Raw genomic sequence first — 24,041 nt, forward strand, 5'->3', positions numbered from 1 at the left:
CGGTGAGCGGGGCGGACGACGAGCGCCAGCGCGTCGTGCGGGTGCGCGGCGCGCGGCGCGCGCGACTGACGGCGGCGCCGGGCACGAGCGGCGAGCCCGCGGCATCCGCGAACGACGACGCCGCACCCGCCCGGTCGGACGACGGTCCGAACGACGAGCGGATGCGGCGTGAGGTGCCGCCGCACTACTGAGGCGACGGTCGGGTGCTCAGGCCTTCGACTGCTGCTTCTCGAGCAAGTCGCGGATCTGCACCAGCAGCTCGGTCTCGGTGGGCAGCGGCGCCTCTTCGGCCTCGGGCTCCGCACCGATCTTGCGGCGTGCGTCGGCGCGCTCCTTGAACGAGTTCATCGGGAAGACGAAGACGAAGTAGACGACGACAGCCACGGCCAGGAAGTTGATGATCGCGCCGATCACCGCGCCGAAGGCGAAGGTGACCTCGCCGCCGCCGAGGGTCGGCACGGGAACCGCCAGCGCGTCGTTCAGGCTGTCGGCCTTGAAGAGGAGCCCGATCAGGGGGTTGATGACCGAGGCGACGATCACATTGACGATGGCGGTGAACGCAGTACCGATGACGACCGCGACGGCCAGTTCGATGACGTTGCCGCGAAGGATGAAGTCTCTGAAGCCCTTGATCACGCGTGATCTCCTCACTTGCCCCGGGGGAGGCGACTAAGAGGCCGCGGGAGCGGCCGAAGACGACGTCTTCGAGTCCGATGATGGCGAAGCGCTGCCCGACCCGCCACTCTCCGCGCCGCTCGCGCTCGATCCCGAGCGCGAATCGGTGCGGTAAAAGCCGCTGCCCTTGAAAGCGACGCCGATCGACCGGTAGTCCTTGCGCAGCAGCCCGCCGCACTCGGGGCACTCGGTGAGAGAGGCGTCGGAGAACGACTGCACGGCGTCGAAGCGGTGACCGCACTGCGTGCAGGCATAGGCGTAGGTGGGCATGGAGTGAGGCCTTCCTCAGCGGCGCGCGGCCGCGAACGTGATGGTGCGGGTGGGGGTGACGACGCCGTCGACGGGTTCGTCGTGCCGGTCGCGCGGCACCTCGTCGAGGATCTCGCTGTCGAAGACGACCGCGTACACCGGCGGGCACTTCTCCATCGAGCCGATCGTCTTGTCGAAGTAGCCACGACCCCAGCCGAGTCGCATCCCGGTGCCGTCGACGGCGGCAGCCGGCACGATCATGAGGTCGACGTCGTTGACCGCGATCGGGCCGAGCAGCTCGCCGGTCGGCTCCGGCAGCCCGAACAGACCCTCGGCGACGTTCTCGTCGTCGGTGGCGACCGCCCAGTCGAGCAGTCCGTCGACGCGGGTCACGGGAAGCAGCACCCGGATGCCGCGCCGTACCGCCGCGGTCAGGAAGTCGCGGGTTCCCGGCTCGGTCGGGGTGGAGATGAAGCACGACACGCTGTGGGCGCCGACCGACGCCACGAGGGAGTCGAGCTGGTCTGAGACCCCCTGGGCCGCGGCATCCCGAGCCGCTTGCGGCAGCTGGGCGCGGCGCTCGCGCAGCTCCGCGCGCAGGGCCCTTTTCTGCGTATCGACGGGGTCGGTCATGGTCACGATTGTAGGCAGGGTGGCCGATAGGATCGGCCCATGTCTGCGCACAAGCCGTTCAAGGCTGTCATCCCCGCTGCGGGTCTGGGCACTCGCTTCCTTCCGGCGACGAAGGCCATGCCGAAGGAGATGCTGCCGGTGGTCGACAAGCCGGCCATCCAATACGTGGTCGAGGAAGCGGCCGGTGCGGGCATCGACGACGTGCTCATCATCATGGGGCGCAACAAGACGAACATCGAGAACCACTTCGACTCGGTGCCCGAGCTCGAGCAGAAGCTGCGCGAGAAGGGCGACCTCGACAAGCTCGCGAAGGTGGAGCACTCCAGCGACCTCGCGAACATCCACCTCGTGCGCCAGGGCGAGCCGAAGGGCCTCGGCCACGCGGTGCTGTGCGCCAAGGCGCACGTCGACGACCACCCGTTCGCGGTGCTGCTGGGCGACGACCTCATCGACGAGCGCGACCCGCTGCTCACCACGATGCTGAGCGAGTACGACAAGCGCGGCGCGACGGTGATCGCGCTCATGGAGGTCGACCCCGACAGCATCCACCTCTACGGCGCGGCCTCGGTCGAGCCGACGGAGGACGCCGGAGTCGTGAAGGTCACCGGCCTCGTCGAGAAGCCGAAGAAGGAGGATGCCCCCTCCAACCTGGCGGTCATCGGGCGCTACGTGCTGAGCCCCGACGTGTTCGAGATCCTCGAGCGCACGGCGCCCGGCAAGGGTAATGAGATCCAGCTCACCGACGCACTCGAAGAGCTCGCCGCCAACCCCGCGCAGGGCGTCTACGGCGTCATCTTCCGGGGACGCCGCTACGACACCGGCGACCGGCTCGACTACATCAAGGCGATCGTGCAGCTCGCGAGCGACCGCGACGACCTGGGCCCGTCGCTGCGCTCCTGGGTCAAGGACTTCGCCGCGACCCTGTGACGGCCGCGCACGAGACGATCGGGTCGCCGGCGTGGACCTGAACATTCCGCGGGAGCACGGAGCCATCGGGCTCCGGCTGGTTCGCCAGCGCGATGCGCGCGTCCTGCAGGACCTCCTGCTCGGCAATCGGTCGTGGCTGCGCCCGTGGGAGGCGACGAGCCCCGACGGCATCGTGTCGCTGGACATGCGGGTCGGCGTGCGCCGGCTGCTGCAGCAGTACCGCGACGGCCAGGGCGTGCCGTTCGTGATGGAGTACGACGGCGAGGTCGTCGGCCAGCTGAACGTGTGGGGCGTCGCGCGGGGATCGTTGGCCTCGGCGACGATCGGCTACTGGATCGGCGAGCAGTTCGCCGGGCACGACATCACCCCGACCGCGGTCGCGATGGCCACCGACATCTGCTTCACCGAGCTGCGACTGCACCGCATGGAGATCTGCATCAGGCCCGAGAACCACGCGAGCCTTCGGGTGGTCGAGAAGCTCGGGTTCCGCTACGAGGGGCTGCGCCGCCGCTACATCCACATCAACGGCGACTGGCGCGACCACTACGCGTTCGCGCTCGTCCGTGAGGACGTCCCCGAGGGAGTGCTCGGCCGGTGGGTGGCGGGTCGTGCCCCGCAGGATGCCGCCGACATCCCTCCGCAGGACCGCCTCGAGCCCTGACTGCTCCGGCTCGACACGCGCGCGCGTGACGGGGGAGCGGCAGCACTCTCCCTTACCGTGGTGCCATGGACGGGCAGTGGCTGGGTGGCGGAGTGATCGTGCTCGTCGCGGCTGCCCTGTGGCTGCTGTACTTCGTGCCCTCCTGGCACTCCACGCACCGATACAACGCCGCCGAGCGCAATGCCGTGCGCTTGGGTCAGGCGCTGCGCATCCTGGCGGAGACGAGCGACACCCCTGACGAGGTGCGCATCGAGCTCGGCGCTCGCGCGAGCCACGCGCAGCAGCGCCTCGCCCGCAAGACGATCGCCGAGCAGCAGGAGCTCGAGGCGGTGCGCGCCCAGCGCGAGCTGGACGAGACGCGCGCCCTCGTGAAGGCCGAGCGCGAGGACGCCGCCGAGCGCGCCCGCGCCGACCGACTCGCCGCCCGCATGCGGCCGGCCGCGCGACGCCGTCGTGCGCGCGTGGTCGCCTCCACGTTCGTGCTCGCCGCGCTCGCGCTCGCCGGCGTCGGCGTCTGGCAGCTGCTGACCGCGGGCACGCAGATCTACCTCTGGGCGGCAGCAGGTGTCTTCGCCGTGTCTCTGCTCGTGCTGCAGCGCATCGCGATGCTCGCGACCCGGTCGCGCCGCGTCGAGGCCGCACCCGTCGTGTCGGCACCTGTCGTGAGCGAGAGGGTGCCGGTGCCGGTGACGGATGCCGCGGCATCCGCGACCTGGGAGCCCCGCACACTGCCCAAACCCCTCACCGCCTCGGCCGGATCGCAGGCTGCGGTCGTCGTCGCCGCCGAGGAGGCGCGCGCGGCCCTGCGCCGCGCCGCGGTGGACGAGGCGAAGCGTCAGCGCGCGGCACAGGCCGCTCCGCCCTCGATCGACGTGGCGCGCGTCGCTCGTGTGGAGGCCCCCGCGCCGTCGCAGTACGCCGGCATGGGCTACGTCGACGACGCCGAGATCGAGGCGCATGTGCGCTCGCTGCTCGACGCCCGCCGCGCCGGCTGACACGACACGCGAGGCGGCGCCGGGGCAAGACTCTCGTCGTCGCCCCGGCGCCGCCGTGCTCCGCTTACTTGTCGCCGGTCAGGGCGTCCTTCGCCTGCGTCGCGGCGTCCTTGACGTCGCTGCCGGCCTTCTTGGCTGACGCTGCGACCTGATCGGCCTTGCCCTCGGCGACCAGCTTGTCATTGTCGGTCGCCTTGCCGATGGCCTCCTTCGCCTTTCCGGCGAGGTCTTCGGCGGTGTGCTTGATGTCGTCTCCGAGACCCATGTTCTCATCCTTTCTTCGGGGGGTACTCGCCGGTGCGGCGAGGTCAGTGCACGGTCCGGGCGCGCGCGAGAGAGCCACGCACGCCGACCGAGAGATGGAAGTACAGCTGGATGTCATCGCCGAGCAGAAGGTGAACCCGCTCCTCCACGCGAGAGAGGTCTGCGGTGAGACCCGCGAGTTGGGCGCGTCGACGTACCTGCACCTCGACCCGGCAGACCGTCCGGGCCCCGAGCCGGCGCGCCTGCACCGCCGCGGACAGCACATCCGGCTCCTCGCCGAACTCGGAGCGTACGACACTCTCGACGGCCCTCGTCGACACGACGTCGGATCCGCGCCGCGCGGCGTCCCGCGTGTGACGGCCTGCCCGGGTCAGGGCGAATAGCACGGCGAGTACAGCGATCACAGCTGCGACTGCGGACCCCACCGCGGCCGCGTTACCCTTCGTCCAGGAAGTCCCGAGGGACGGATCGATCCGACCGATATGAGCTGCCCAGAGTGCTGCGGGGATGGCGAGCAGAGCCGCGCCGGCGAAGAAGAGGACGGCCCGGTTGAGAAGTCGGCTGGACGTGCTCATGCGAGTGTTCCTTGACGGGCGGGCTCGACACGAACGCCGACGCGTCGAAGGGTTCCGATCTGGGCTAGTTCAGCGCTGACCGCTGCGGCGACCTCAGATGTACTCACCGGAAATCCCGACGAGGGCGTCACCCGGACGTGTGCCGTGCGTCGCGAGAGCGTCGTTCTCACCTGCGCCTGCGACACGTGCGCCGCGAGCGCCGCGACGCGGGATAGCGCACCGGCGATCACGGCGTCGTCCGCGATGGTGATCGTGTTGCACGCAGCTCCCACACGTCGACGCGCTCGGCGAGCCGCCGATATCGAGAGTGCGATGGCTGTGAGTCCGAGTAGTCCCGCGACGGCGCTGACCAGCACCGTTCGGGGCCCCGGATCGCTGAGGTGCTGAATGATCAGCTCCGGGTTCACGACGAGGGCAGGACGCCCCGCCCATGAGAGGAACAGCTCCGTTGCGATCCACGAGCTCACGACTGCGCCGCACAGCGCAACGACAGTAGAGACCACACTGCGCGAGTGACGAAGCTCACGGCGCGCGGCGCGCTCCGTAAACGAACTGCGGGTTCCCATATGTTCACCTCACTCTCGAAAGATCCGTATCGACGACGACGTCCACGATGCGGGCTCCGCCGTACTGAATGCGAGCGCCGGTGAGCAGTCCGCCCCGATCGTGTATCGCGCGATCGAGGGCGGCGAGGCGGCGGGGTAGCGGTTGCGAGGCCGATACGCTCGCCGTCGCGGTAACCGCGACTCGCAGCATCCCTCCAGCGTCAGAAACATGCGCCGATGCGAGGCGCGGCGCCACCTTGAGCGCATCGGCGGTTATGGCGGCGAAGACCTTCTCGTAGGCCCGTCGCGTAATCGTCACGCTGCCGGGCACCCCTTGGACTGCGGTCATCCGACGCGACGCCCTGTCGCGGCGTTGAGAGCGGCTCGAAGGTCGAGCCGCCCGGCCGCGACCGCGCCACACACTCCGCCCGCAATCCCGAGCATCCCGACGAGCAGGAAGCCCCAGAAGCCGAAGACGAGCGCGACGACAGCGAGCACGATACCCGCCGCGCTTCCGAAGATGACGGCGCTCACTGGACCCGAGCCTCCTGCTCTGCCGTGTCATCGTCACCCGGGATGTGCACGTCGACGATGGTCACGTTGACCTCGGCGACCTTCATGCCGACGAGGTCCTGAATCGCCTCGGCCGCGGCAGCCCGCACCGCTCCGGCGACGCGCTGAAGTTCCTCGGGGTAGTCGACGACGATCGAGATGTCCGCGGCGACCTCGGTCTCGCCCACCTCCACACTCACACCCTGGGTGAGATCCTTCGCGCCGACTGCTTCGCGGATCGAGCCGATCACGCGGGCCGCGCCGCCGCCGAGCGCGTGGACGCCGGGCACCGCGCGCGTTGCCACGCCCACGATCTTCGCGACGACGGGGTCGACAACGACGGTCTTGCCGGTCGGTGCGCCGCCGATGAGGGGGGTGGTGTCATTGGTTGTCTGAGCCATGATGATCTCCTTTGCGAGTTCGGTTGCCGCGTGATGCGGCGGTGACATGAGTGAGACGCGCGTCGAGGAGGATTCGTCACGAAGTTCACCCTGTGAACCTGCTGAAGGCGTCGTCGAGTCGAACTCTCGACGCCTTCGTACCGGATCAAAGCCCGAGAGTTGGTCCCTTGCCCGGGCGTGTGCGCTCGTGCTACCGATGACTCCGTGACCTCACTCGACTCGGCAGCCGATGGGCTCCTGGCCGAGCGGGCTGCGGACGGCGATGAGCGCGCCTTCGCCGTGCTCGTGCGCCGCCACGCCCCATTTCTAATCGCCTTCGCCACGCGATTGATCGGATCACGTGCCGAGGCTGATGACTGTGTGCAGGATGCACTCATCGTTGCGTGGCAGAGAATGGACAGTCTCCAGGAGCCGGCGCGCGTGCGGGCTTGGCTGGCGACGATCGTGTCCCGTAAGGCGACGGATCGCCTTCGCGGGCGTCGTGATCTCGTCGACATCGATGAACAGGAGCAGGCCGACCCTGCGGCGGACCCTGCTGACCGTGCAGAAACCTCCATCCGGCTCGATGCGCTCTCTCGGGCGGTCGAGCGACTTCCGGATGATCTGCGTCGAACCTGGGTGCTCCGGGAGATCGTCGGACACAGCTACGAAGAGATCGCCGAGGTCATGGAAGAGTCGACCTCCACCGTGCGGGGTCGGCTCGCGCGAGCGAGACGACAGCTGGCGCAGGAGTTGGAGGGATGGAGGTGACGAACATGGACGAGGACATCGGAGGGTCGGGCTATTCGCTCGAAGATCTGTCAGCTTATGTCGACCGTGACTGCCAACCACCCATCGCGGCCATCGATCGCAACCCGGAATGCCAGGCTGTCATCGAGTCGATGCGCAGAATGAGCCTCTTCGCCCGGCAGCTGATTGAGCGCGACGAGTCCCAGCCGCTCAGCGCCGGGTGGCTGGATTCGCTCCTGCGGGATGTGGCACGAGACATGAGGGCGGGCGAGGACCTCGAACTGCCCGGGGGTGACCAGTTGACGCAGCTACTGACGACCGAGGGCGCGATTCGCGAGTGCGTGCGACGTGCGGCTGACGGCATTGCCGGCTGTCTCACCGGTCGCGTCGAGGTGAGGACGGGAGATCCGGACACGGGAATTCGCGTAACCGTGCGCATCAGCGTGCTGTTCGGCGCGGTGATAAAGGAGGTCGCCGATGCCGTTCGGGCGGCTGTCTTCGCCGCGATCTCTGCGGAGTTCGTGATTCCCGTCGAGGCTGTCGACGTCCTCGTCGTCGATGTCCATGAAGAAGGAGAAGGTGGGCTGAATTGACGATGTCCCATTTCTCCCGGCAACTTCTCGCCGTAGTCCAGAACGTGCGGGGCGTCTCCGAGGTCTACCCTGCGATTCCGACCACCCGACGTGCCTGGCAGCGCCTCGTTGGACGCGAGGGGGAGTCTCTCGTACATGTGCTGGAGACGGCCGGGGTGGCGCAGATCACCGTCAACATAGGGGTCGGCGCGGGGTATTCCGCATCTGCCGTCGCGGCGGCGGTGGCCTCCGCGGTGCGAGACGCCGCGCCTCCTGGTGCGCGGGTGAAGGTGAGGGTGAGCCGAGTCTCCGGGGCCTGAGCGTGCGCCGCCTCGATGCGAGGCGCGGCCGGGCCGCGTGGTAATGTATCGGAGGTTCACGGGCCTGTGGCGCAGTTGGTAGCGCGCTTCGTTCGCAATGAAGAGGTCAGGGGTTCGAATCCCCTCAGGTCCACCACACCAGCCGAGACGCCCCACCAGGGGCGTTTCGCCGTTTCGGGGGAGTCGCCCTGATCCCCGCCGACCACTAGCGTGAGCACGTGAGCTCACAGCCCCGGTGCCCCCACTGCCGGCACTTCGTCTACCTCGACGCCCTGACCTGCCCGGAGTGCGAGGCGGAGCTCGGGTATCAGCTGCTCACCCAGCAGTTCTACGGCCTGCGAGACGGTCGCGTCGTCATCGACGGGGAGACCTGGTACACCTGCTCGAACCGTGGCTGGCAGTGCAACTGGCTCGTGCGCGAGGACGCCCCCACCGGCCGCTGCTTCTCGTGCCGGCTCACCCGCACCCAGCCCGACGCCGACGACACCGTGGCCCTCGAGAAGCTCGCGAAGACCGAAGAGGCGAAGCGCCGTCTTGTGCTTCAGCTCGGCCAGCTGGGGCTGCCGATCGTCGGGTGGGACGTGAAGCCGGGCGGCCTCGGTTTCGACCTGCTCTCGAGCCTGTCCGACGGCAAGCGCGTGATCATCGGGCACGCGAACGGCATCATCACCCTCGACCTCGCCGAGAGCCTCGACGACCGTCGTGAGGCGCTGCGGGTGCGGCTCGGCGAGCCGTACCGCACCATGCTCGGGCACCTGCGTCACGAGGTCGGCCACTACTACCAGAACGTGCTCATCACCGACGACGCCACGTGGGATCGCTGCCGTGAGCTGTTCGGTGACGAGCGCGAGAGCTATCAGGATGCCATCGCCCGCCACTACCGGTTCGGCGCGCCCGACGACTGGAACGAGTCGTATCTTTCCGAGTACGCGACCATGCACCCGTGGGAGGACTTCGCCGAGACCTTCGCCCACTACCTGCACATCACAGGCACCCTGCAGACGGCGGCGGCCATCGGCATCCATCTCGACGCCTCGGTCACTAACCTCCGCGACATCGACGTGATCCCTCGCGAGTCCTACCTCGACCAGCCGGTGCAGCCTCTGCTCAACGACTGGACCTGGATGTCGCAGGCGTTCAATCGCATAAATCGGTCGATGGGACTCGGCGACCTCTACCCGTTCGAGCACCCCGCGGCCGTCAAGCGGAAGTTCGCCTTCGTGCACGAGCTCGTCACCCGATCGCCGCTCACCCTCGACATGCAGATCGCGCTGGCTCGCCCCACCGAGGAGGCATCCGCCTGAGCGGGGGCGCCGTCAGCACTCGGCGCACAGTGCCGCAACCGCGGCCAGAAGGTCCTGTCGCGAGACCGGCTTGATCATCACGCGATCGAGGCCGTGCTCGTCGGCGAAGCCGGTGCGTTCGGCGTCCGGTCGGGCGGTCATCAGTGCGAGGCGCGTGCCGGCGATCTCGGGATCGGCGCGCACCGCCTCGGCGACCTGCAACCCATCCAAGCCCGGCATCATCCAGTCGAGCAGTGCGACGTGCGGTCGGTCGCGACGGATCGCCGCGAGACCCGCCTCGCCGTCGGCGCAGGTCGTGACCTCGTACCCCGCCCTGGTGAGGCGAATCGAGGTGAGGGTGAGGATGTCCTGGTCGTCGTCGACGAGCAGCACTCGGGACATTCCGCATCCGTTCGTCCGGGTCGCGGCCGTGGCCGAGCGCGACATCCGCTTCCTCCGGCGATCATACGCTCGAACGGTGCGACCCCTGGGGTAACCTCAGCCCATGACCCGCCCGAGCCTTGCGCTGATCATGCGCAGGCTCCCTTTCGCGGCGCGCCTGATCACGGTGATCGGCCTCGTGCTGCTCTCGGGCGTTCTCGGGGCCGTCTTCGCCGGCATGCAGAGCGGTCCGGCGGCCACGGCGTGGTGGTGGCCGGCCGCCGGTGTCGCGGTCGCCGCTGTCGTCACCGCCGACCGCCGCAGCCGCTTCTGGGTGCTGCTGGGCATCGCGGCGGTGACCGCCGCGGCATCCGCCAGCGCCGGTCGCGGACCCGCTTTCGTCGTGCTGGGCGCGATCGGCGCGGCGTTCGAGGTGTGGATCGTCGCCACCGCCGTCGCCCCCGGCGACGACGAGCCGCGCCTGTCCACCCTGCTGGACGTCGGGCGATTCCTCGCCGCTGCCGCCGTGGGCGCCCTCGTCGTCGGCGGATGCCTCGGCCTCGGCGCCGCACTGTCGGGTGGCGCATTCGTGCCCACGCTGCTCTCGACCAGCGCCTCCCACATCTCCGCGGTCGTGCTGATCACCCCGTTGGCGCTGCTCAACCGCCTGCGCAAGCGCACCGCGTCGGCCCAGACCGTGGTGCTCCTCAGCCTGGCGCTGCTGGCGGCGGTCGTGGCCGCCTTCTCGCCGCTGAACGCGAACCCGCTCGCCTTCCTGCCCGTGCCGATCCTGGCGTGGGCCGCGTTCAGCGAATCCATGTTCGTGGCCTTCACCCAGTTCGTCGGCACGATCGTCGCCGTGGTCGCGCTCACGGCGATCGGCGGTGGGCCGTTCGCTCATCCGGCCGGCGGGATGAGCACCGGAACGCTGCTGCAGATCTACTCCTTCGCGCTCGCCGCCACGACGCTCGGCATCGGTGCCACCCGAAACGAGCGACGCCTGCTGCAGGACCAGACCGAGGGTCTGCTGCGGCTTCTGCGCGATGCGTTCGAGCGCGCCAACAACGGGTTCGCGATCCTCCAGGAGGTCGAGGGCGGACGCTACGCGGTCATCGAGATCAACGCGGTCGCCTCGACGATCCTCCGCAGTTCGTTCGCGCAGCTGCAGAAGCACGACTGGATCGTCGTGCCGCGTTCTCCGCTGCACCGGCAGCTCGCGTCCCTCGGGGCGGACGAGGCGCGGGTGCTCGACTGGGAGCTCGTCGAATCGGACAGCATCCCGGCGACCGTGTCGATCGAATCGCTCTCGCGCTCGGGCTACGGCCGCGTCTACCTCATCTCCGTCGTCGATCTCCGGCCGCTCCGCGATGCCGAGGCAGCGATCGAGCGGCGACTGCAGCGGGAACGTCAGGTCGTCGACACGCTGCGGGCCCTCAACCGTGAGAAGGACGACTTCGTGGCGAGCGTCAGCCATGAGCTGCGCACCCCGGTCACCTCGATCATCGGCTTCACCGAGGAGCTCGCCGACCTCATCACCGACCCGGTGCAACGCGACTTCGTGCTCATCGTCCACCGCAACGCCGAGCGACTGCTCGACGTCGTCGAGAACATCCTCGCTCTGTCGAAGGAGCGTCGGGCGGCCGAACGCGAGAGCGACAGCGTCGCCGTCGATCTCGAGCAGCTGCTGCGGGAGTGCATCTCAGACCTCACGATCAACCTGCGCGGCCAGAAGGCGACGATCTCCGCCGACCTGACCCCCGGAATCGTCGTGCACGGCCGTCCCGGCGACCTCGCACGCCTCTTCCTGAACCTCCTCACCAACGCGGTGAAGTTCTCGCCACCCGGTGGTCTGGTCGAGGTGTCTGCGCAGCGGTCGTCGGGCCAGGTGACGGTGCAGATCCGCGACCAGGGCCCGGGCATCGATGAGGTCGACCTGCCTCGTGTGTTCGACCGCTTCTACCGCAGCTCGTCGGCGACAGCGGCGGGGGTGTCGGGCACGGGCCTCGGGCTCGCGATCGTGCAGGAGCTGGCCGCCGAACTCGGGGCCACCGTCGCGCTCACCCGTGGCCACGACGACGTCGGCACGGTCGCCACGGTCTCGCTTCCCGCTCTCGACCCGGTGCGCCACGCGGAGCCGGTCGGTCCCACGTCGGCGGAGGGCGCGTGAGCGCCGGCAGTCTGCGAGTCATCCACATCGGCGGACCGACCGTTCTGCTGCAGCTCGGTGGTCTTTCGCTGCTCGTCGACCCCACCTTCGATCCGCCGGGCGAGGTGGGGTCCGCGACCCGCACGCTCACCAAGCTGCGCGGGCCGGCGCTCGAGGCCACCGCGCTCCCGCCGCTCGACGCCGTGCTGCTCTCCCACGACCAGCACGCCGACAATCTGGATGCCGCGGGTCGCGCCGTGCTCGCCACCGCACCGATCGCGCTCACGACCCCGCTGGCCGCTGAGCGACTCGGTCAGCCCGCCCGCGCGCTGGAGCCGTGGGAGTCGGTCACTCTCGTCGGCGAGACGTCCGAGGTCACCGTCACCGCCGTGCCGGCCCGCCACGGCCCGATCGGCAGCGAGCCCGTGATCGGCCCCGTGACCGGTTTCGTGCTCACCGGCGACGGTCTCCCGACGGTCTACGTCAGCGGCGACAACTCCGCGCCGGAGCTCGTCGAGGAGATCGCCGCCCGCGTGCCGCCGGTCGACATCGCCGTGCTCTTCGCCGGAGCCGCGCGAACGCCGTCGGTCGACGGCGCCCTCACCCTCACCGCGACCGACGCGGTCGCCGCCGCCCGAGCCATCGGCGCGCCGGTCGTCGTGCCCGTGCACACCGAGGGGTGGGCGCACTTCAGCGAGAGCACCGACGACCTCGTGCGGGCGTTCGCGGCGGCAGGGCTGGGCACCCTCCTGCGGGTGCCGGAGCGCGGCATCCCGTTCGAGATCTGACCCGCGCTCCGAATCGCCTCAGGCCCCGACGGACTCCCGCGCGCGCAGATCCTTGCGCAAGATCTTCCCCGACGTCGACTTCGGGATCTGGTCGATGAACTCCACCCGCCGCACCTTCTTGTGCGGGGCGACGTGCTCGGCGACGAACGCCTTCACGTCGTCCTCGGTGAGCCCCGAATCGGGCGCCGCGACAACGAACGCCTTCGGGATCTCCTCATGCTCGTCGTCGAGCACACCGATGACCGCGGCATCCATGATCTTCGGATGGCTCAGCAGAAGTGCCTCGAGCTCCGCCGGAGCGATCTGGTAGCCGTGGTACTTGATGAGCTCCTTCGCACGGTCGACGATCGCGTAGTAGCCGTCGCGATGAACGACGGCGACATCGCCGGTGTGCAGGAACCCGTCGGCATCCAAGGTCTCGGCGGTGGCATCGGGACGGCCGAGGTACCCGAGCATCACGTTCGGACCCTTGACCCACAGTTCGCCCCGTGCGGTGAACCCGTCGGCGCCGAACTCGGCGATCTCCTCGCCCGTCTCGGTGTCGACGAGCTTGCAGTCGATATTCGGAAGCGGCACGCCGACGGAGCTGATCGGCACGTCGGTGCGGTCGACGGGCGTGGCGTGCGACACGGGGCTGAGCTCGCTCATGCCGTATCCCTGCAGCATCCTCGCGTGCAGTCGGCGCGCGGCCGCGGCACCCGTCTCGGCGTCGAGGGGTGCGGCGCCCGAGAAGATCGAGTGCACGCTCGAGATGTCGTACTGGTCGACGATCGGATGCTTGGCGAGCGCTACCGCGATGGGCGGCGCGATGAAGATGAACGTGCACCCGTAGGTCTGGATGTTCGAGAGGAACTCGACCAGATCGAACCGCGGCATCGTGACGAGGCTCGCGCGCTGCTTGAGGGCCATGTTCAACAGCACCGTCATGCCGTAGATGTGGAAGAACGGCAGCACCGCGAGCACGCGGTCGTCGTGGCCGAGCTCGATGATCACCCGCGACTGGGCGACGTTCGCGACCAGGTTGCGGTGCGTGAGCATGACGCCCTTGGGCACGCCGGTGGTTCCCGACGAATAGGGGAGTGCTGCGACGTGCGTCGCGGGGTCGAACGTCACCTCCGGCGCGGGCTCGCCGGCCGTCAGCAGATCGCGCAACGACGGATGCCCCGGCGCACCGTCGAGCACGACGAGATGCTCGTCGTCGATGCCCACCGCGGCGGCGGCGGCGCCACCCGAGGGAAGGAGCGGGCTGACGGTGAACAGCCACGTGGCGCCGGCGTCGCGCAGCTGCTTGGCGACCTCGTCGGCCGTGTACAGCGCATTGATCGTGGTGACGGTGGCGCCGGCGCGGAGCGCTCCGTGGAAGACGGTCGCGAATGCCGGGATGTTCGGGCTCAGCAGTCCCACGACCGAACCCACGCCGACCCCGCGCGCCGCGAGCGCACCGGCCACCGCATCGACCTGATCGCGCAACGCGCCGTAGGTCGTCTCGGTGCCCGACGCCGGGTCGATGAGGGCCACACGCTCGAGCTCGTCGTCGGTGAGCGAGGCGAACAGGTAGTCGTAGACGCTGAGATCGGGGATGTCGATCGGGTCGAACGGGCTGTGGAACACGGGCTTCTCCTTCGAAGACGTGCGGTGCGGTGGCGGCGTCGCCGGCGTGTGGTGAGGCCATCATGCCATTCCCGCCGCGGGCTGTGGGACTGAGTTCCCCGAGCGTTGGGACTGCGTTCCCTCTCCGGCGGCGGCATCACTCCGGATGTCGGAACCAGATGCGATCGGGGTCGGTCGCCGATGCGACATCCCAATCGTCGTCGTCCCACGAGAACGCCGCCACGGCGCAGGGCACCATCCCGCCGATCTCGTTCGACGAGAGGCTGCGCGCGAGCATCGCGATACCCGGGTTGTGGGCGACGATCATGACGGATGCCACGCCGAGCCCGACGGCGGCGTCGAGTAGCGTGCGCGGCCCCGCACCGTAGAGCGCCGGCGCGGTGCGCACCGGCGCGCCCAGCGCGGCGCCGAACATGGCCGCGGTCGCCCGGGTGCGGCGGGCGGTGCTCGCAAGGATCAGATCGGGCTGCCAGCCGGCCTCGAGGGTGGCGGCCGCCATCGCCTCCGCCTCGAGCGCCCCGCGGGCCGTCAGCGGTCGATCGTGATCGTCGGGGCCGTCCGCGGCACTCGCGTGCCGCACGAGCAGGAGGGTCGTCATGCCGACACGTAGACCCAGGCCGTGCGGCCGCTCGACAGGCGTGCCGGGACCCGGCGGTACAGCGGCGATTCGTACTCGTCGGCGGCATCGACCTCCGCGGGCGTCAGCGCGTAGGCCAGACCCGTCACCTTGTCGCCGAGAGAGCCGGTCGGGCGTACGACCGGCTGCACCGACACGCGCGCGGATCCGCGTCCGCGAGTGTCGAGCACCTCGAGATAGTCGACCGTGTAGCCGGGGAGGAGATCGGGCTCGCCGTCGGGCGCGCGTCCGAAGACCTCCAGCTGCACCCCCCGCTGCTGCAGCGTGCCGTAGCTGAAGACGATGTCACCGACGGCGGATGCCTCGCCCATGACGTCAGGCTAGTGGCCGACGAGCGCCTGGGCCACGGTGAAGATGCCCAGACCCGCCAGAGCACCCACGATCGTGCCGTTGAGGCGGATGTACTGGAGGTCGCGTCCGACCATCAGCTCGATCTTCTCGGTGGTCTCGGCCGGGTCCCAGCGTTCGACCGTGTCGGTGATGATGGACGCGATGTCATGACGGTAGCGCTCGACGAGGAACACGGCCGCGTCGGTGATGAAGCCGTCGACGCGGCGCTGGAGCGCGTCATCCGTCGCGAGTCGCGCGCCCAGGTCTGCGATCGCGAGGGCCGCGCGCCGCCGCAGACCGCTGTCGGGATCGGCGAGGGCCGCGAGCAGCCCGCGCTTGGCGGTCGCCCATGCCTCACCCGCGAGCTCGCGCACGCGCGGCGAATCAAAGACCGCCGCCTTCGCGCCTTCGAATCGTGCGATCGTGTCGGGATCGTGCTGCAGACGGTCGGCGAGCCGGCCCAGGTATCCGTCGATTGCATGCCGGGCGGGATGCTCGGGGTCGGCGCGCACAGCGGCCACGAACTTCACCGCCTCGGAATACGCCGCGTCGTCGACGAGGCGATGGGCGATGCGTGGCACCCACCCCGGCAGTCGACGCGACAGCAGGCCCTCGAAGCTCTCGCGGTGCTCGGTGAGCCACTCGCCGATGCTGTCGGCCGCGAGGTCGACCGCGGCGTGGTGCGCACCCGTCTGCGTCAGCCGCTCGAGCCAGCCGCCCGTGGGCGCCGCCCACTCGGGGGCGATGAGATGCGTGCGAGCGAGGTCCTCGATGATCTCGCGCACATCGTCGTCGCTGAGCGCGCGAACGATTCCGGCGACCATCGTGGATGCCTCGGCCACCACACGCTCCGCGTGCGCGCTCTCGCGCAGCCACGCGCCCGCGCGCTCGGCGATCCGGGTGCTGGTGAGCTTCGTGCGCACGATCTCGCCCGACAGGAAGTTCGTCTCGACGAACTCGCCCAGCGTGCGGCCGATCTCGTCCTTGCGGGTCGGGATGATCGCCGTGTGGGGGATCGGCAGCCCGAGGGGCCGGCGGAACAGGGCGGTCACCGCGAACCAGTCCGCGAGGGCTCCAACCATTCCGCCCTCGGCCGCCGCGCGCACGTAGGCGAGTGCGGGCACGGTGGCCTGCAGCGGGAACGAGATCGCGAACAGCACCGCCATCGCGAGCAGCGCCGCGAGGGCCACCGCTTTCATGCGCCGCAGCGCCCGCCGCCGCACCTGATCGGCGGGGCTCAGCGCCGCCAGGGGGGTGCGCGGCATCCGTCTCAGCTCTCGAGCGGGCCGAGCCAGGCGCTGGCGGCCGTCGCGTGGGCCGACTCGGGGTCGGACGGGTGGAACTGACCGGCGAGCACGTCGCGGTAGAGCCGCCCGAGCTCGGAACGGGTGAAGTACGACGAGCCGCCCGCGACCAGGATCGCGTCGTCGACGACCGATTTCGCCATGACGACCGCGCGATGCTTCACGCCCGACAGCAGCGTGAACCAGCGCGCCCCGTGCGGGGCGTTCTCATCGACGTCTCGGGCGATCGAGGCGAGCTCGGTCGGCAGGGCGTCGTAGCGCAGCCCCATGTCGGCGATGCGCCAGCGGATGTCGGGATCCTGCGCATAGGTCGTGCCGCTCTTCTTCGACGTGCGGGTCTTCGCGGTCGCCACCGCGAGGTCGAGCGCCCGTCGGGCCAGCCCGGTGTAGACCGAGCCCAGCAGGATCTCGAAGACGCTGAAGATGCCGAACACGATCGGGTCGGGGTTGGGTCCCGGGGCGACCCGGCGCACCACACGGTCGGCGGGGGCGACGGCGCTGTGCAACTCGGTCGTGCGCGACTGGGTGCCGCGCATCCCGACGGTGTCCCAGTCGTCACGGGTGACGACAGCGTCCGAGCGCGGGACGAACGCGTAGACGAGTTGTGGTGCGTCCGCGGACGTGGTGTCGAGACCGTGCAGCCCGAGGTGCGTCCACACGGGGGCGAGCGAGGTGAAGATCTTGGTTCCGGTGAACGCGTAGCCACCGTCAGCCAGCGGCTCGGCGACGGTGTCGCTGCCGAACAGCACGAGATCGTTGCCGGCCTCGCTGATGCCGAACGCGAAGACCTCGCCGCGCACGGCGCCCTCCTGCACGAACCGCAGGTCGTCGATGCCGCGGTCGGCGAGCACCTTCGCCACACCCGTCCAGACGAGGTGCATGTTGATCGCGAGGGCCGTGGCGGGCGCGGCCGTCGCGAGCCGCTGCTGCAGCAGGGATGCCTCGGCGAGCCCCAGCCCGCCGCCGCCGAGCTCGCTCGGCACGAGGATCGACAGGTAGCCGGCCGCCGCCAGCTCGTCGAGGTCCTCCTGAGGGAACACGTTGTCGTGATCGACCTGCGCGGCGCGCCCGCGGATGCGCTCGATCAGGTCGTCCGGAAGCCAGGCGGCCGCATCGAAGGTCATGATGCGAGCCCGTCGAACAGCGCCGCGAGCGTCTCTGCCGGCTTGTCGCGATGCAACGAGTGCCCGGCGCCCTCGATGACCCGCACGCTCACGTGCGGGTTGGCCGCCACGAGCTCGTCGATCGCCGGGCCGGTGAACAGGCTGTTCACGGCGGGGTCGGCGGCCAGCACGAGGGTGGGCACGGTGAGGGCGAGGAACGCCTCGCGCACGTCCCAGTCGGGGTTCTGCACCGCGGTCTGGTCGGTACCCCACGTCGACGCCTGTCGCAGCGATGTCACCTTGGCTTCGACATCGTTCGGATGCCACGTCGGGTTCGCCGCCCGCACGCCCTCGGCGGTCGGCGCGGCGAACGAGGCCGCGTTGCCGGCCTGCACGGCGGCGCGCTGCTCGGGCGTGAGGTGGATGGCCGGGTCGACCAGCACGAGGTGACGCGCCCAGCGGGGGTGGGTCGCCTGGGCGAGGGTCGCCGAGGCGCCGCCGAGCGAATGGCCGATCACGAGGTCCCAGCCGCCCTCGCGGCGCACGTGCGCGACATCCGTGCCGTAGGCCGCCAGGGTGTAGTCGGTCGAACGGGGTGCGAGGCCGTGGCCCCGGAGATCGACGGCGACGGCGTACCAGCCGGCCTCGGCGAGGGCCGTGCCGAACAGCCACATGAGCGGGCCGTTGGATCCGAGTCCGTGGATGAGCAGCGCGTGGCGCTCGGCTCCGGGATCGCCCCACGCAATGCGGGGCAGGGTGACGGGTGCGGGCATGATCCGAGCGTACGGCCTCGACGTGCCGGGGCGGCCCGGTCGCGTCACCTGCCGACCGCGGCCGCCCCGGCCGGTCACACGCCGATCGTGAGGGCCGCGGTGTAGCCCGCGGCGACGTCGCCCGACATGGTCGCGATCTGGTGGATGCCGCCGTCGTCGCCGAACACGTTGTCGCTCTTCAGAGAGACCTGCGACGCGTTGCGCACGCTCTGCTCGTAGCCGCTCGTCGCGTAGACGACCGCGTTGGTCTCCTCGGGCAGCGCGATCTGAGACGTCTTCACGATCGGTCCTGAGGCGACCGCGGTCGCGACGTCGTCGTAGACCTCGAAGTGGATGTGCGGCCACCGACCCGAGTAGCACGCCGGGTAGATGGAGGTGAAGGAGACCGTGCCGGCGGCATCCGTCTCCTGCACCCCGCGCAGATAGTTCTCGTCGGTGATGCCCCGGCTGTACAGGGAGTAGTTGCCGTCGCGGTCGCAGTGCCAGAGATAGACGCCCTTGCCGGAGAGCGCAGCGCCCGTGTCGGCGTCCCGCACGGTGAGACGGATCGTGAGCGGCACGCCGTCGGCGACCGTCGTCGACGACCCGAAGCTCGCCCGGATGTCGCTGCGCACGATGCCGGAGGCCGTCAGTACGTCGATGCCGTTCGAGCCATCGGCGGGATACGGGCCCGCCGTCTCGTCGGGAACCTCGTCGAGGGAGCCGGATGCCGCGGCATCCGTCGTCGCCGATGCCGTCGCCTGCGGGGTGGCGGTCGTCGACGACGCGGCGCCCGACGACGAGGCCGACTGGATGCCGCACGCCGTCAGCAGCGACGTCATCGCGAGGCCGCCGAAGATGCCGAGCGCGCGCCGTCGGTCGACGAGGGTGCGGATGTCGTAGACGAGGCCGCGGTGGTCCTCGTCGATGGGAGCGCCGTCGGCGTCGAGCCAGCGGTCGGGATCGGCGGTGCGGGCAGAGATGTCGGCGTCGGGGGTGCGGTCGGCCACGGGGCATCCTCTCGTCGGGGGTGATGCCCCCAGTGGAACCGACGCCGGTTGGTCGCGCCTACGTGGATGCTGTGTGTCGTCTATGCGCTCAGGTGATGATCGCGTTCGGCTCGGTGTCGGGCAGCGGGCTCGGATCGCGGTGCCTCAGATCGGGGAACGCCCGCACGAACACCGCCGCCACGATCGCGCCGAGGAGCGCGAACGCACCGGCCGCGGCGTAGGCGCCCACCGCGCCGGTGCCGTCGATCAGGAAGCCGGCGATGGCGGAGCCCGCGGCGCCGCCGATGAGCTGCCCCGTGCCGATCCAGCCGTACGCCTCGGCCGTGTCGCTGAACTTCACGCTCGCAGAGGTCATCGCGAACAGCACCGCGAGGGCGGGCGCGATGCCGATGCCCGCGATGAACAGCGTCGCGCTCGTGCCGACGGGGGAGAGGATCGGGTCGCCGCTGAACAGGGCGAAGGCGATGACCGTGAGCACGAGACCGGTCGCCACGACCGTGAGGCGCCGCGCCATCGCCCACGGCGCCATCGGAGCGTGGCCGAGGGAGAGACCGCCCGCGAGGCTGCCGATCGAGAACACGGCGAGCACGATGCCCGCCTCGAACCCGCCGTGGCCGTAGGAGGCGACGACGCTCGCCTCGACCGCCGCGCACGCACCGATCAGCAGGAACCCGATCACCGTCGCGAGCAGCACCGTCGGACGCGCGAGCACCTTGCCGAACCGGCGCTTGCTGCGCGGGATGCGCACGCGCCCGACTTCGGGCGACAGGATGAACCACGATCCGCCGCCGACGAGGATCACGACGATCAGCAGCAGCGCGGGCACGGTGCCGAGCTGCGTCGCCACGAGGGTGATCGCCACCGGGGCGACGATCCAGATGATCTCCTGCAGCGACGCGTCGAGCGAGTAGAGCGGGGTGAGCTGACGTGAGGTCACGAGCTTCGGATAGATCGTGCGGGCGGCCGACTGGATCGGCGGCGTCGACAGACCCGTGATGAGACCGAGGGCGACATAGGCGGGCAGCACCATCTCGCCGAGCGCGATGACCGTGAGACAGATCGCGCAGATCGTCATGGTGAGGGTCAGGACCTTGCGCATGCCCCACATGCCCATCCAGCGGCTCGTCACCGGACCCGACACCGCCTGACCGATGGATGTCGCGGCCAGCACGAGGCCCGCGGCGCCGTAGGAGCCGGTCACGTGTTCGATGTGCAGGAGGATCGCGAGGCTCGTCATGCCGTTCGGGAACCGCGCCGTCAGCTGCGCGGCGATGATGCGGATCACGCCCGGAGTGCGCACCAGTTCCCGATATCCCGCCACCCCTCCACGCTATCGCCCGCGGCAGACGTTCTCGGCGCCCCGGGTGGCCGCCGCCGGGGCGGTGTGCTCCGCCGTGGAGGGTGTGCCGGGCGCGATGCGCGACACGCCGACACGGCGTGTCGGATCCATCCCCAGTGTCGGAGGTGCCGTCTACGGTCGTCGCTGTGGACAGTCGGCGTTCACAGCCTGCTGATGCCCGGAATTCAGCGGTTCTTCAGGGTCTGGACACCTCGTCGGCCTGTGGATGAATCGGTGGACAACCTGTGATCGGAGTGGGGAGTGCGGTGGAAAATCACACGGTTGTAACTACTACCCCTTGTGGTTGACCCCAATGTCGGCACCCATATGTAGTATTGAGGTCCCGGCGCCGGTGGGTGCTGGATTACTGGGGATTTGAGGGGAGAACAGGGTTCACATGGCCATCACCGTTTACACGAAGCCGTCGTGCGTGCAGTGCACCGCGACCTACCGCGCGCTGGACTCGAAGGGCATCGCCTACGAGGTTCACGACCTCTCGCAGGACCCGGAGGCGCTCGAGCAGGTCAAGGCGCTCGGCTACCTCCAGGCTCCCGTCGTCGTCACCGACGAGGGCCACTGGTCGGGCTTCCGTCCCGACAAGATCGACGAGCTCGCGTCCCGCCTGGCGTGAGTCATGGCGACCGCGACGCTCCATGGCAGCAGCGCGGTAGCCGCCGCGGATGACACCGCGCCCCTGCTCGTCTACTTCTCGAGCGTGTCCGGCAACACGGCGCGTTTCATCGAGAAGCTCGGCAGGCGGTCCGTCCGCATCCCCCTGAGAGCAGGCGAGCCGACGCCCCGCGTCGATGAGCCTTTCGTCCTGGTCACCCCCACCTACGGGGGAGGCCAGGGCCGGGGCGAGGAACACGGCGCCGTTCCGAAGCAGGTCATCCGCTTCCTGAACGACGCCCACAACCGCTCCTACATCCGCGGAGTCATCTCCGCGGGCAACACCAACTTCGGCGAGTCGTTCTGCCTCGCCGGCGAGATCATCAGCCGCAAGTGCCACGTGCCGCACCTGTATCGGCTGGAGCTTTTCGGCACGCCAGAAGACGTCGAGCGCATCAGCGAAGGACTGGAACGATGGTGGACACAGCACTGACCGAGACCCACTTCAAGACCGAGCCGAAGTTCGAGGGGATGGATTACCACTCCCTGAACGCGATGCTCAACCTGTACGACGCCGACGGGAAGATCCAGTTCGACGCCGACAAGCGCGCTGCGCGGGAGTACTTCCTGCAGCACGTGAACCAGAACACGGTGTTCTTCCACTCCCTCAAGGAGCGCCTCGACTACCTCGTCGAGAAGGAGTACTACGAGCCCGAGGTGCTGGGCAAGTACCCGTTCGCCTTCGTCGAGGAGATCCACCACCGCGCGTACGGCAAGAAGTTCCGGTTCGACACCTTCCTCGGTGCGTTCAAGTACTACACGAGCTACACGCTGAAGACGTTCGACGGCAAGCGCTACCTCGAGCGCTTTGAGGACCGTGTCGTCATGACCGCCCTCGGACTCGCCGACGGCGACCAGGACCTGGCGAACAACCTCGTGGACGAGATCATCTCGGGTCGCTTCCAGCCCGCCACGCCGACCTTCCTCAACACCGGCAAGGCCCAGCGCGGCGAGCTCGTCTCGTGCTTCCTGCTGCGCATCGAGGACAACATGGAGTCGATCGCCCGCGGCATCAACTCCGCGCTGCAGCTGAGCAAGCGCGGCGGCGGCGTCGCGCTGCTGCTGTCGAACATCCGCGAGGCCGGCGCCCCGATCAAGCAGATCGAGAACCAGTCCAGCGGCATCATCCCCGTCATGAAGCTCCTCGAAGACAGCTTCAGCTACGCAAACCAGCTGGGTGCGCGTCAGGGTGCGGGTGCCGTGTACCTCTCGGCGCACCACCCCGACATCATGAAGTTCCTCGACACCAAGCGCGAGAACGCCGACGAGAAGATCCGCATCAAGACGCTGTCGCTCGGTGTCGTCGTGCCTGACATCACGTTCGAGCTCGCCAAGAACGACGAGGACATGTACCTCTTCTCGCCGTACGACGTCGAGCGCGTCTACGGTGTGCCGTTCGGTGACATCTCGGTCAGCGACAAGTACCGCGAGATGGTCGACGACCCGCGTATCAAGAAGTCGAAGATCAACGCCCGCGAGTTCTTCCAGACCCTCGCGGAGATCCAGTTCGAGTCGGGCTACCCCTACATCATGTTCGAGGACACGGTGAACCGGGCCAACCCCATCAAGGGCCGGATCAACATGTCGAACCTGTGCAGCGAGATCCTGCAGGTCAACACCCCCACGACCTACAACGAGGACCTCTCCTACGCCCAGGTCGGCAAGGACATCTCGTGCAACCTCGGCTCGCTCAACATCGCGCTCGCGATGGACGGCGGCGACCTCGCCCGCACGGTCGAGACCTCGATCCGCGGCCTCACCGCGGTCAGCGACCAGAGCCACATCCGTTCGGTGCGCTCGATCGAGGACGGCAATGACCGGTCGCACGCGATCGGCCTCGGCCAGATGAACCTGCACGGCTTCCTCGCCCGCGAGCACATCCACTACGGCTCGCCCGAGGGTCTCGACTTCACGAACATCTACTTCTACACGGTGCTCTTCCACGCGCTGCGGGCGTCCAACCGCATCGCGATCGAGCGCGGGCAGACGTTCGAGGGCTTCGCCGATTCGACCTATGCGTCGGGCGAGTTCTTCGACAAGTACATCAACCAGGAGTGGGCGCCGCAGACGGCTCGCGTCGTCGAGCTGTTCGACGGCCACCACATCCCGACGCAGGACGACTGGCGCGAGCTGAAGGCCTCGGTGCAGCAGCACGGCATCTACAACCAGAACCTGCAGGCCGTGCCGCCGACCGGATCGATCTCGTACATCAACAACTCGACGTCGTCGATCCACCCGATCGCCTCGAAGATCGAGATCCGCAAGGAGGGCAAGCTCGGGCGCGTGTACTACCCGGCACCCTTCATGTCGAACGAGAACCTCGAGTACTACCAGGACGCCTACGAGATCGGCTACGAGAAGGTCATCGACACGTACGCCGCCGCCACGCAGCACGTCGACCAGGGGCTCTCGCTGACGCTGTTCTTCAAGGACACCGCCACCACGCGCGACATCAACAAGGCGCAGATCTACGCGTGGAAGAAGGGCATCAAGACCATCTACTACATCCGTCTGCGCCAGATGGCCCTCGAGGGCACCGAGGTCGAGGGCTGCGTCAGCTGCACGCTGTGAGCCCCCGCGACGAGAAGAC

29 protein-coding genes and 1 tRNA gene are annotated in these 24,041 nt (G+C 69.2%); 13 read left to right on the top strand and 17 right to left on the bottom strand.

The window, feature by feature from the left end:
• The first annotated feature begins 2 nt into the window (after positions 1-2).
• Positions 3-191 carry a hypothetical protein gene (locus RR49_RS13355; RefSeq protein ID WP_045248597.1) on the top strand — a complete coding sequence of 63 codons (189 nt, stop codon included), beginning with the start codon at positions 3-5 and terminating at the stop codon, positions 189-191.
• Positions 192-207: 16 nt separating this feature from the next.
• On the opposite strand, the gene mscL is transcribed toward RR49_RS13355, so the two are convergent.
• The 3 genes from mscL to RR49_RS13370 are packed head-to-tail and all read right to left on the bottom strand — an operon-like array spanning position 208 to position 1,557.
• Positions 208-636: a large conductance mechanosensitive channel protein MscL gene (mscL, locus tag RR49_RS13360; protein WP_045248598.1), complete on the bottom strand. Its 429-nt coding sequence runs from the start codon at positions 634-636 to the stop codon at positions 208-210.
• 33 nt (positions 637-669) lie between these two features.
• The gene (locus tag RR49_RS13365; protein ID WP_045248599.1) at positions 670-945 is read right to left on the bottom strand and encodes an FmdB family zinc ribbon protein; all 276 of its coding nucleotides are present in this window, start codon (positions 943-945) and stop codon (positions 670-672) included.
• Positions 946-960: 15 nt separating this feature from the next.
• Positions 961-1,557 (bottom strand): 5-formyltetrahydrofolate cyclo-ligase, encoded by a 597-nt coding sequence (locus tag RR49_RS13370; protein WP_045248600.1) that lies wholly within the window; start codon positions 1,555-1,557, stop codon positions 961-963.
• A 39-nt stretch (positions 1,558-1,596) separates the two neighbouring features.
• Between RR49_RS13370 and galU the strand changes: the two genes are divergently transcribed.
• From galU to RR49_RS13385, 3 genes are all read left to right on the top strand, one after another.
• Positions 1,597-2,484: a UTP--glucose-1-phosphate uridylyltransferase GalU gene (gene galU / locus RR49_RS13375; RefSeq protein ID WP_045248601.1), complete on the top strand. Its 888-nt coding sequence runs from the start codon at positions 1,597-1,599 to the stop codon at positions 2,482-2,484.
• A gap of 31 nt (positions 2,485-2,515) precedes the next feature.
• Positions 2,516-3,145, top strand: a complete 630-nt coding sequence (locus RR49_RS13380; RefSeq protein ID WP_045248602.1) for a GNAT family N-acetyltransferase — start codon at positions 2,516-2,518, stop codon at positions 3,143-3,145.
• 65 nt (positions 3,146-3,210) lie between these two features.
• Positions 3,211-4,140, top strand: coding sequence for a hypothetical protein (locus RR49_RS13385; RefSeq protein WP_045248603.1), 930 nt, complete (start codon positions 3,211-3,213; stop codon positions 4,138-4,140).
• A gap of 64 nt (positions 4,141-4,204) precedes the next feature.
• Here the strand turns inward: RR49_RS13385 and RR49_RS13390 are convergent, their stop codons facing one another.
• The 5 genes from RR49_RS13390 to RR49_RS13415 all read right to left on the bottom strand — a co-directional run bounded on the left by RR49_RS13390 (position 4,205) and on the right by RR49_RS13415 (position 6,477).
• Positions 4,205-4,405, bottom strand: a complete 201-nt coding sequence (locus RR49_RS13390; RefSeq protein ID WP_045248604.1) for a CsbD family protein — start codon at positions 4,403-4,405, stop codon at positions 4,205-4,207.
• A gap of 43 nt (positions 4,406-4,448) precedes the next feature.
• On the bottom strand, positions 4,449-4,979 hold the full coding sequence (locus RR49_RS13395; RefSeq protein ID WP_045248605.1) for an Asp23/Gls24 family envelope stress response protein: 531 nt from the start codon (positions 4,977-4,979) through the stop codon (positions 4,449-4,451).
• 570 nt (positions 4,980-5,549) lie between these two features.
• Complete coding sequence (locus tag RR49_RS13405; RefSeq protein WP_048808802.1) at positions 5,550-5,873, bottom strand: hypothetical protein; 324 nt, start codon at positions 5,871-5,873, stop codon at positions 5,550-5,552.
• On the bottom strand, positions 5,870-6,058 hold the full coding sequence (locus tag RR49_RS13410; protein ID WP_045248607.1) for a membrane protein: 189 nt from the start codon (positions 6,056-6,058) through the stop codon (positions 5,870-5,872). Before RR49_RS13410 ends, RR49_RS13405 begins: the two co-directional genes overlap by 4 nt.
• The gene (locus tag RR49_RS13415; protein ID WP_045248608.1) at positions 6,055-6,477 is read right to left on the bottom strand and encodes an Asp23/Gls24 family envelope stress response protein; all 423 of its coding nucleotides are present in this window, start codon (positions 6,475-6,477) and stop codon (positions 6,055-6,057) included. The genes RR49_RS13410 and RR49_RS13415 overlap by 4 nt, the downstream gene beginning before the upstream one ends.
• 204 nt (positions 6,478-6,681) lie before the next feature.
• On the opposite strand from RR49_RS13415, the gene RR49_RS13420 reads away from it, so the two are divergent.
• From RR49_RS13420 to RR49_RS13440, 4 genes are all read left to right on the top strand, one after another.
• Positions 6,682-7,227, top strand: coding sequence for an RNA polymerase sigma factor (locus RR49_RS13420; RefSeq protein ID WP_052672057.1), 546 nt, complete (start codon positions 6,682-6,684; stop codon positions 7,225-7,227).
• Complete coding sequence (locus RR49_RS13425; protein ID WP_045248610.1) at positions 7,218-7,799, top strand: Asp23/Gls24 family envelope stress response protein; 582 nt, start codon at positions 7,218-7,220, stop codon at positions 7,797-7,799. The genes RR49_RS13420 and RR49_RS13425 overlap by 10 nt, the downstream gene beginning before the upstream one ends.
• 359 nt (positions 7,800-8,158) lie before the next feature.
• A tRNA-Ala gene (locus tag RR49_RS13435) sits at positions 8,159-8,234 on the top strand.
• 82 nt (positions 8,235-8,316) lie between these two features.
• On the top strand, positions 8,317-9,402 hold the full coding sequence (locus tag RR49_RS13440) for a zinc-binding metallopeptidase family protein (protein ID WP_048808803.1): 1,086 nt from the start codon (positions 8,317-8,319) through the stop codon (positions 9,400-9,402).
• Positions 9,403-9,414: 12 nt separating this feature from the next.
• Here the strand turns inward: RR49_RS13440 and RR49_RS13445 are convergent, their stop codons facing one another.
• A complete protein-coding gene (locus RR49_RS13445) occupies positions 9,415-9,783 on the bottom strand; it encodes a response regulator (RefSeq protein ID WP_045248612.1) in 369 nt (122 codons plus the stop codon).
• A 103-nt stretch (positions 9,784-9,886) separates the two neighbouring features.
• Between RR49_RS13445 and RR49_RS13450 the strand changes: the two genes are divergently transcribed.
• Both RR49_RS13450 and RR49_RS13455 read left to right on the top strand, forming a co-directional pair.
• Positions 9,887-11,929, top strand: a complete 2,043-nt coding sequence (locus RR49_RS13450) for a sensor histidine kinase (protein ID WP_045248613.1) — start codon at positions 9,887-9,889, stop codon at positions 11,927-11,929.
• Positions 11,926-12,696 carry an MBL fold metallo-hydrolase gene (locus RR49_RS13455; protein WP_048808805.1) on the top strand — a complete coding sequence of 257 codons (771 nt, stop codon included), beginning with the start codon at positions 11,926-11,928 and terminating at the stop codon, positions 12,694-12,696. The genes RR49_RS13450 and RR49_RS13455 overlap by 4 nt, the downstream gene beginning before the upstream one ends.
• 18 nt (positions 12,697-12,714) lie before the next feature.
• Here the strand turns inward: RR49_RS13455 and RR49_RS13460 are convergent, their stop codons facing one another.
• From RR49_RS13460 to RR49_RS13495, 8 genes are all read right to left on the bottom strand, one after another.
• Complete coding sequence (locus RR49_RS13460) at positions 12,715-14,307, bottom strand: AMP-binding protein (RefSeq protein WP_045248614.1); 1,593 nt, start codon at positions 14,305-14,307, stop codon at positions 12,715-12,717.
• Positions 14,308-14,443: 136 nt separating this feature from the next.
• Positions 14,444-14,905: a SixA phosphatase family protein gene (locus tag RR49_RS13465; protein WP_045248615.1), complete on the bottom strand. Its 462-nt coding sequence runs from the start codon at positions 14,903-14,905 to the stop codon at positions 14,444-14,446.
• Positions 14,902-15,255, bottom strand: coding sequence for a gamma-glutamylcyclotransferase family protein (locus tag RR49_RS13470; protein WP_045248616.1), 354 nt, complete (start codon positions 15,253-15,255; stop codon positions 14,902-14,904). Before RR49_RS13470 ends, RR49_RS13465 begins: the two co-directional genes overlap by 4 nt.
• 9 nt (positions 15,256-15,264) lie before the next feature.
• Entirely contained in the window at positions 15,265-16,539 is a 1,275-nt protein-coding gene (locus RR49_RS13475; protein WP_045248617.1) for a DUF445 domain-containing protein, read from the bottom strand.
• Positions 16,540-16,544: 5 nt separating this feature from the next.
• Entirely contained in the window at positions 16,545-17,702 is a 1,158-nt protein-coding gene (locus RR49_RS13480) for an acyl-CoA dehydrogenase family protein (protein WP_045248618.1), read from the bottom strand.
• Positions 17,699-18,454, bottom strand: a complete 756-nt coding sequence (locus tag RR49_RS13485; protein ID WP_045248619.1) for an alpha/beta fold hydrolase — start codon at positions 18,452-18,454, stop codon at positions 17,699-17,701. The genes RR49_RS13480 and RR49_RS13485 overlap by 4 nt, the downstream gene beginning before the upstream one ends.
• A gap of 74 nt (positions 18,455-18,528) precedes the next feature.
• Positions 18,529-19,443 carry an intradiol ring-cleavage dioxygenase gene (locus tag RR49_RS13490; RefSeq protein ID WP_048808806.1) on the bottom strand — a complete coding sequence of 305 codons (915 nt, stop codon included), beginning with the start codon at positions 19,441-19,443 and terminating at the stop codon, positions 18,529-18,531.
• An 88-nt stretch (positions 19,444-19,531) separates the two neighbouring features.
• Entirely contained in the window at positions 19,532-20,764 is a 1,233-nt protein-coding gene (locus tag RR49_RS13495) for an MFS transporter (protein WP_045248620.1), read from the bottom strand.
• 415 nt (positions 20,765-21,179) lie between these two features.
• Here RR49_RS13495 and nrdH point away from each other — a divergent pair, with 415 nt between their 5' ends.
• From nrdH to nrdE, 3 genes are read left to right on the top strand one after another with little or no spacing between them, the layout of a single operon-like run.
• Positions 21,180-21,413, top strand: coding sequence for a glutaredoxin-like protein NrdH (gene nrdH, locus RR49_RS13500; protein WP_045248621.1), 234 nt, complete (start codon positions 21,180-21,182; stop codon positions 21,411-21,413).
• Between the two features lie 3 nt (positions 21,414-21,416).
• Positions 21,417-21,884 carry a class Ib ribonucleoside-diphosphate reductase assembly flavoprotein NrdI gene (gene nrdI / locus RR49_RS13505; RefSeq protein WP_045248622.1) on the top strand — a complete coding sequence of 156 codons (468 nt, stop codon included), beginning with the start codon at positions 21,417-21,419 and terminating at the stop codon, positions 21,882-21,884.
• Positions 21,866-24,022, top strand: a complete 2,157-nt coding sequence (gene nrdE / locus RR49_RS13510) for a class 1b ribonucleoside-diphosphate reductase subunit alpha (RefSeq protein WP_045248623.1) — start codon at positions 21,866-21,868, stop codon at positions 24,020-24,022. Before nrdI ends, nrdE begins: the two co-directional genes overlap by 19 nt.
• Positions 24,023-24,041: the final 19 nt, after the last annotated feature.

Source organism: Microbacterium ginsengisoli (assembly GCF_000956535.1).
GTDB lineage: Bacteria > Actinomycetota > Actinomycetes > Actinomycetales > Microbacteriaceae > Microbacterium > Microbacterium ginsengisoli.

Bases quoted from the DNA above. Each gene is read 5' to 3' on its own strand.
- RR49_RS13365 (WP_045248599.1), bottom strand. From the start codon at position 945: ATGCCCACCTACGCCTATGCCTGCACGCAGTGCGGTCACCGCTTCGAC.
- RR49_RS13370 (WP_045248600.1), bottom strand. From the start codon at position 1,557: ATGACCGACCCCGTCGATACGCAGAAAAGGGCCCTGCGCGCGGAGCTG.
- galU (WP_045248601.1), top strand. From the start codon at position 1,597: ATGTCTGCGCACAAGCCGTTCAAGGCTGTCATCCCCGCTGCGGGTCTG.
- RR49_RS13385 (WP_045248603.1), top strand. From the start codon at position 3,211: ATGGACGGGCAGTGGCTGGGTGGCGGAGTGATCGTGCTCGTCGCGGCT.
- RR49_RS13390 (WP_045248604.1), bottom strand. From the start codon at position 4,405: ATGGGTCTCGGAGACGACATCAAGCACACCGCCGAAGACCTCGCCGGA.
- RR49_RS13395 (WP_045248605.1), bottom strand. From the start codon at position 4,979: ATGAGCACGTCCAGCCGACTTCTCAACCGGGCCGTCCTCTTCTTCGCC.
- RR49_RS13405 (WP_048808802.1), bottom strand. From the start codon at position 5,873: ATGACCGCAGTCCAAGGGGTGCCCGGCAGCGTGACGATTACGCGACGG.
- RR49_RS13415 (WP_045248608.1), bottom strand. From the start codon at position 6,477: ATGGCTCAGACAACCAATGACACCACCCCCCTCATCGGCGGCGCACCG.
- RR49_RS13425 (WP_045248610.1), top strand. From the start codon at position 7,218: ATGGAGGTGACGAACATGGACGAGGACATCGGAGGGTCGGGCTATTCG.
- RR49_RS13445 (WP_045248612.1), bottom strand. From the start codon at position 9,783: ATGTCCCGAGTGCTGCTCGTCGACGACGACCAGGACATCCTCACCCTC.
- RR49_RS13450 (WP_045248613.1), top strand. From the start codon at position 9,887: ATGACCCGCCCGAGCCTTGCGCTGATCATGCGCAGGCTCCCTTTCGCG.
- RR49_RS13465 (WP_045248615.1), bottom strand. From the start codon at position 14,905: ATGACGACCCTCCTGCTCGTGCGGCACGCGAGTGCCGCGGACGGCCCC.
- RR49_RS13470 (WP_045248616.1), bottom strand. From the start codon at position 15,255: ATGGGCGAGGCATCCGCCGTCGGTGACATCGTCTTCAGCTACGGCACG.
- RR49_RS13475 (WP_045248617.1), bottom strand. From the start codon at position 16,539: ATGCCGCGCACCCCCCTGGCGGCGCTGAGCCCCGCCGATCAGGTGCGG.
- RR49_RS13480 (WP_045248618.1), bottom strand. From the start codon at position 17,702: ATGACCTTCGATGCGGCCGCCTGGCTTCCGGACGACCTGATCGAGCGC.
- RR49_RS13485 (WP_045248619.1), bottom strand. From the start codon at position 18,454: ATGCCCGCACCCGTCACCCTGCCCCGCATTGCGTGGGGCGATCCCGGA.
- nrdH (WP_045248621.1), top strand. From the start codon at position 21,180: ATGGCCATCACCGTTTACACGAAGCCGTCGTGCGTGCAGTGCACCGCG.
- nrdI (WP_045248622.1), top strand. From the start codon at position 21,417: ATGGCGACCGCGACGCTCCATGGCAGCAGCGCGGTAGCCGCCGCGGAT.
- nrdE (WP_045248623.1), top strand. From the start codon at position 21,866: ATGGTGGACACAGCACTGACCGAGACCCACTTCAAGACCGAGCCGAAG.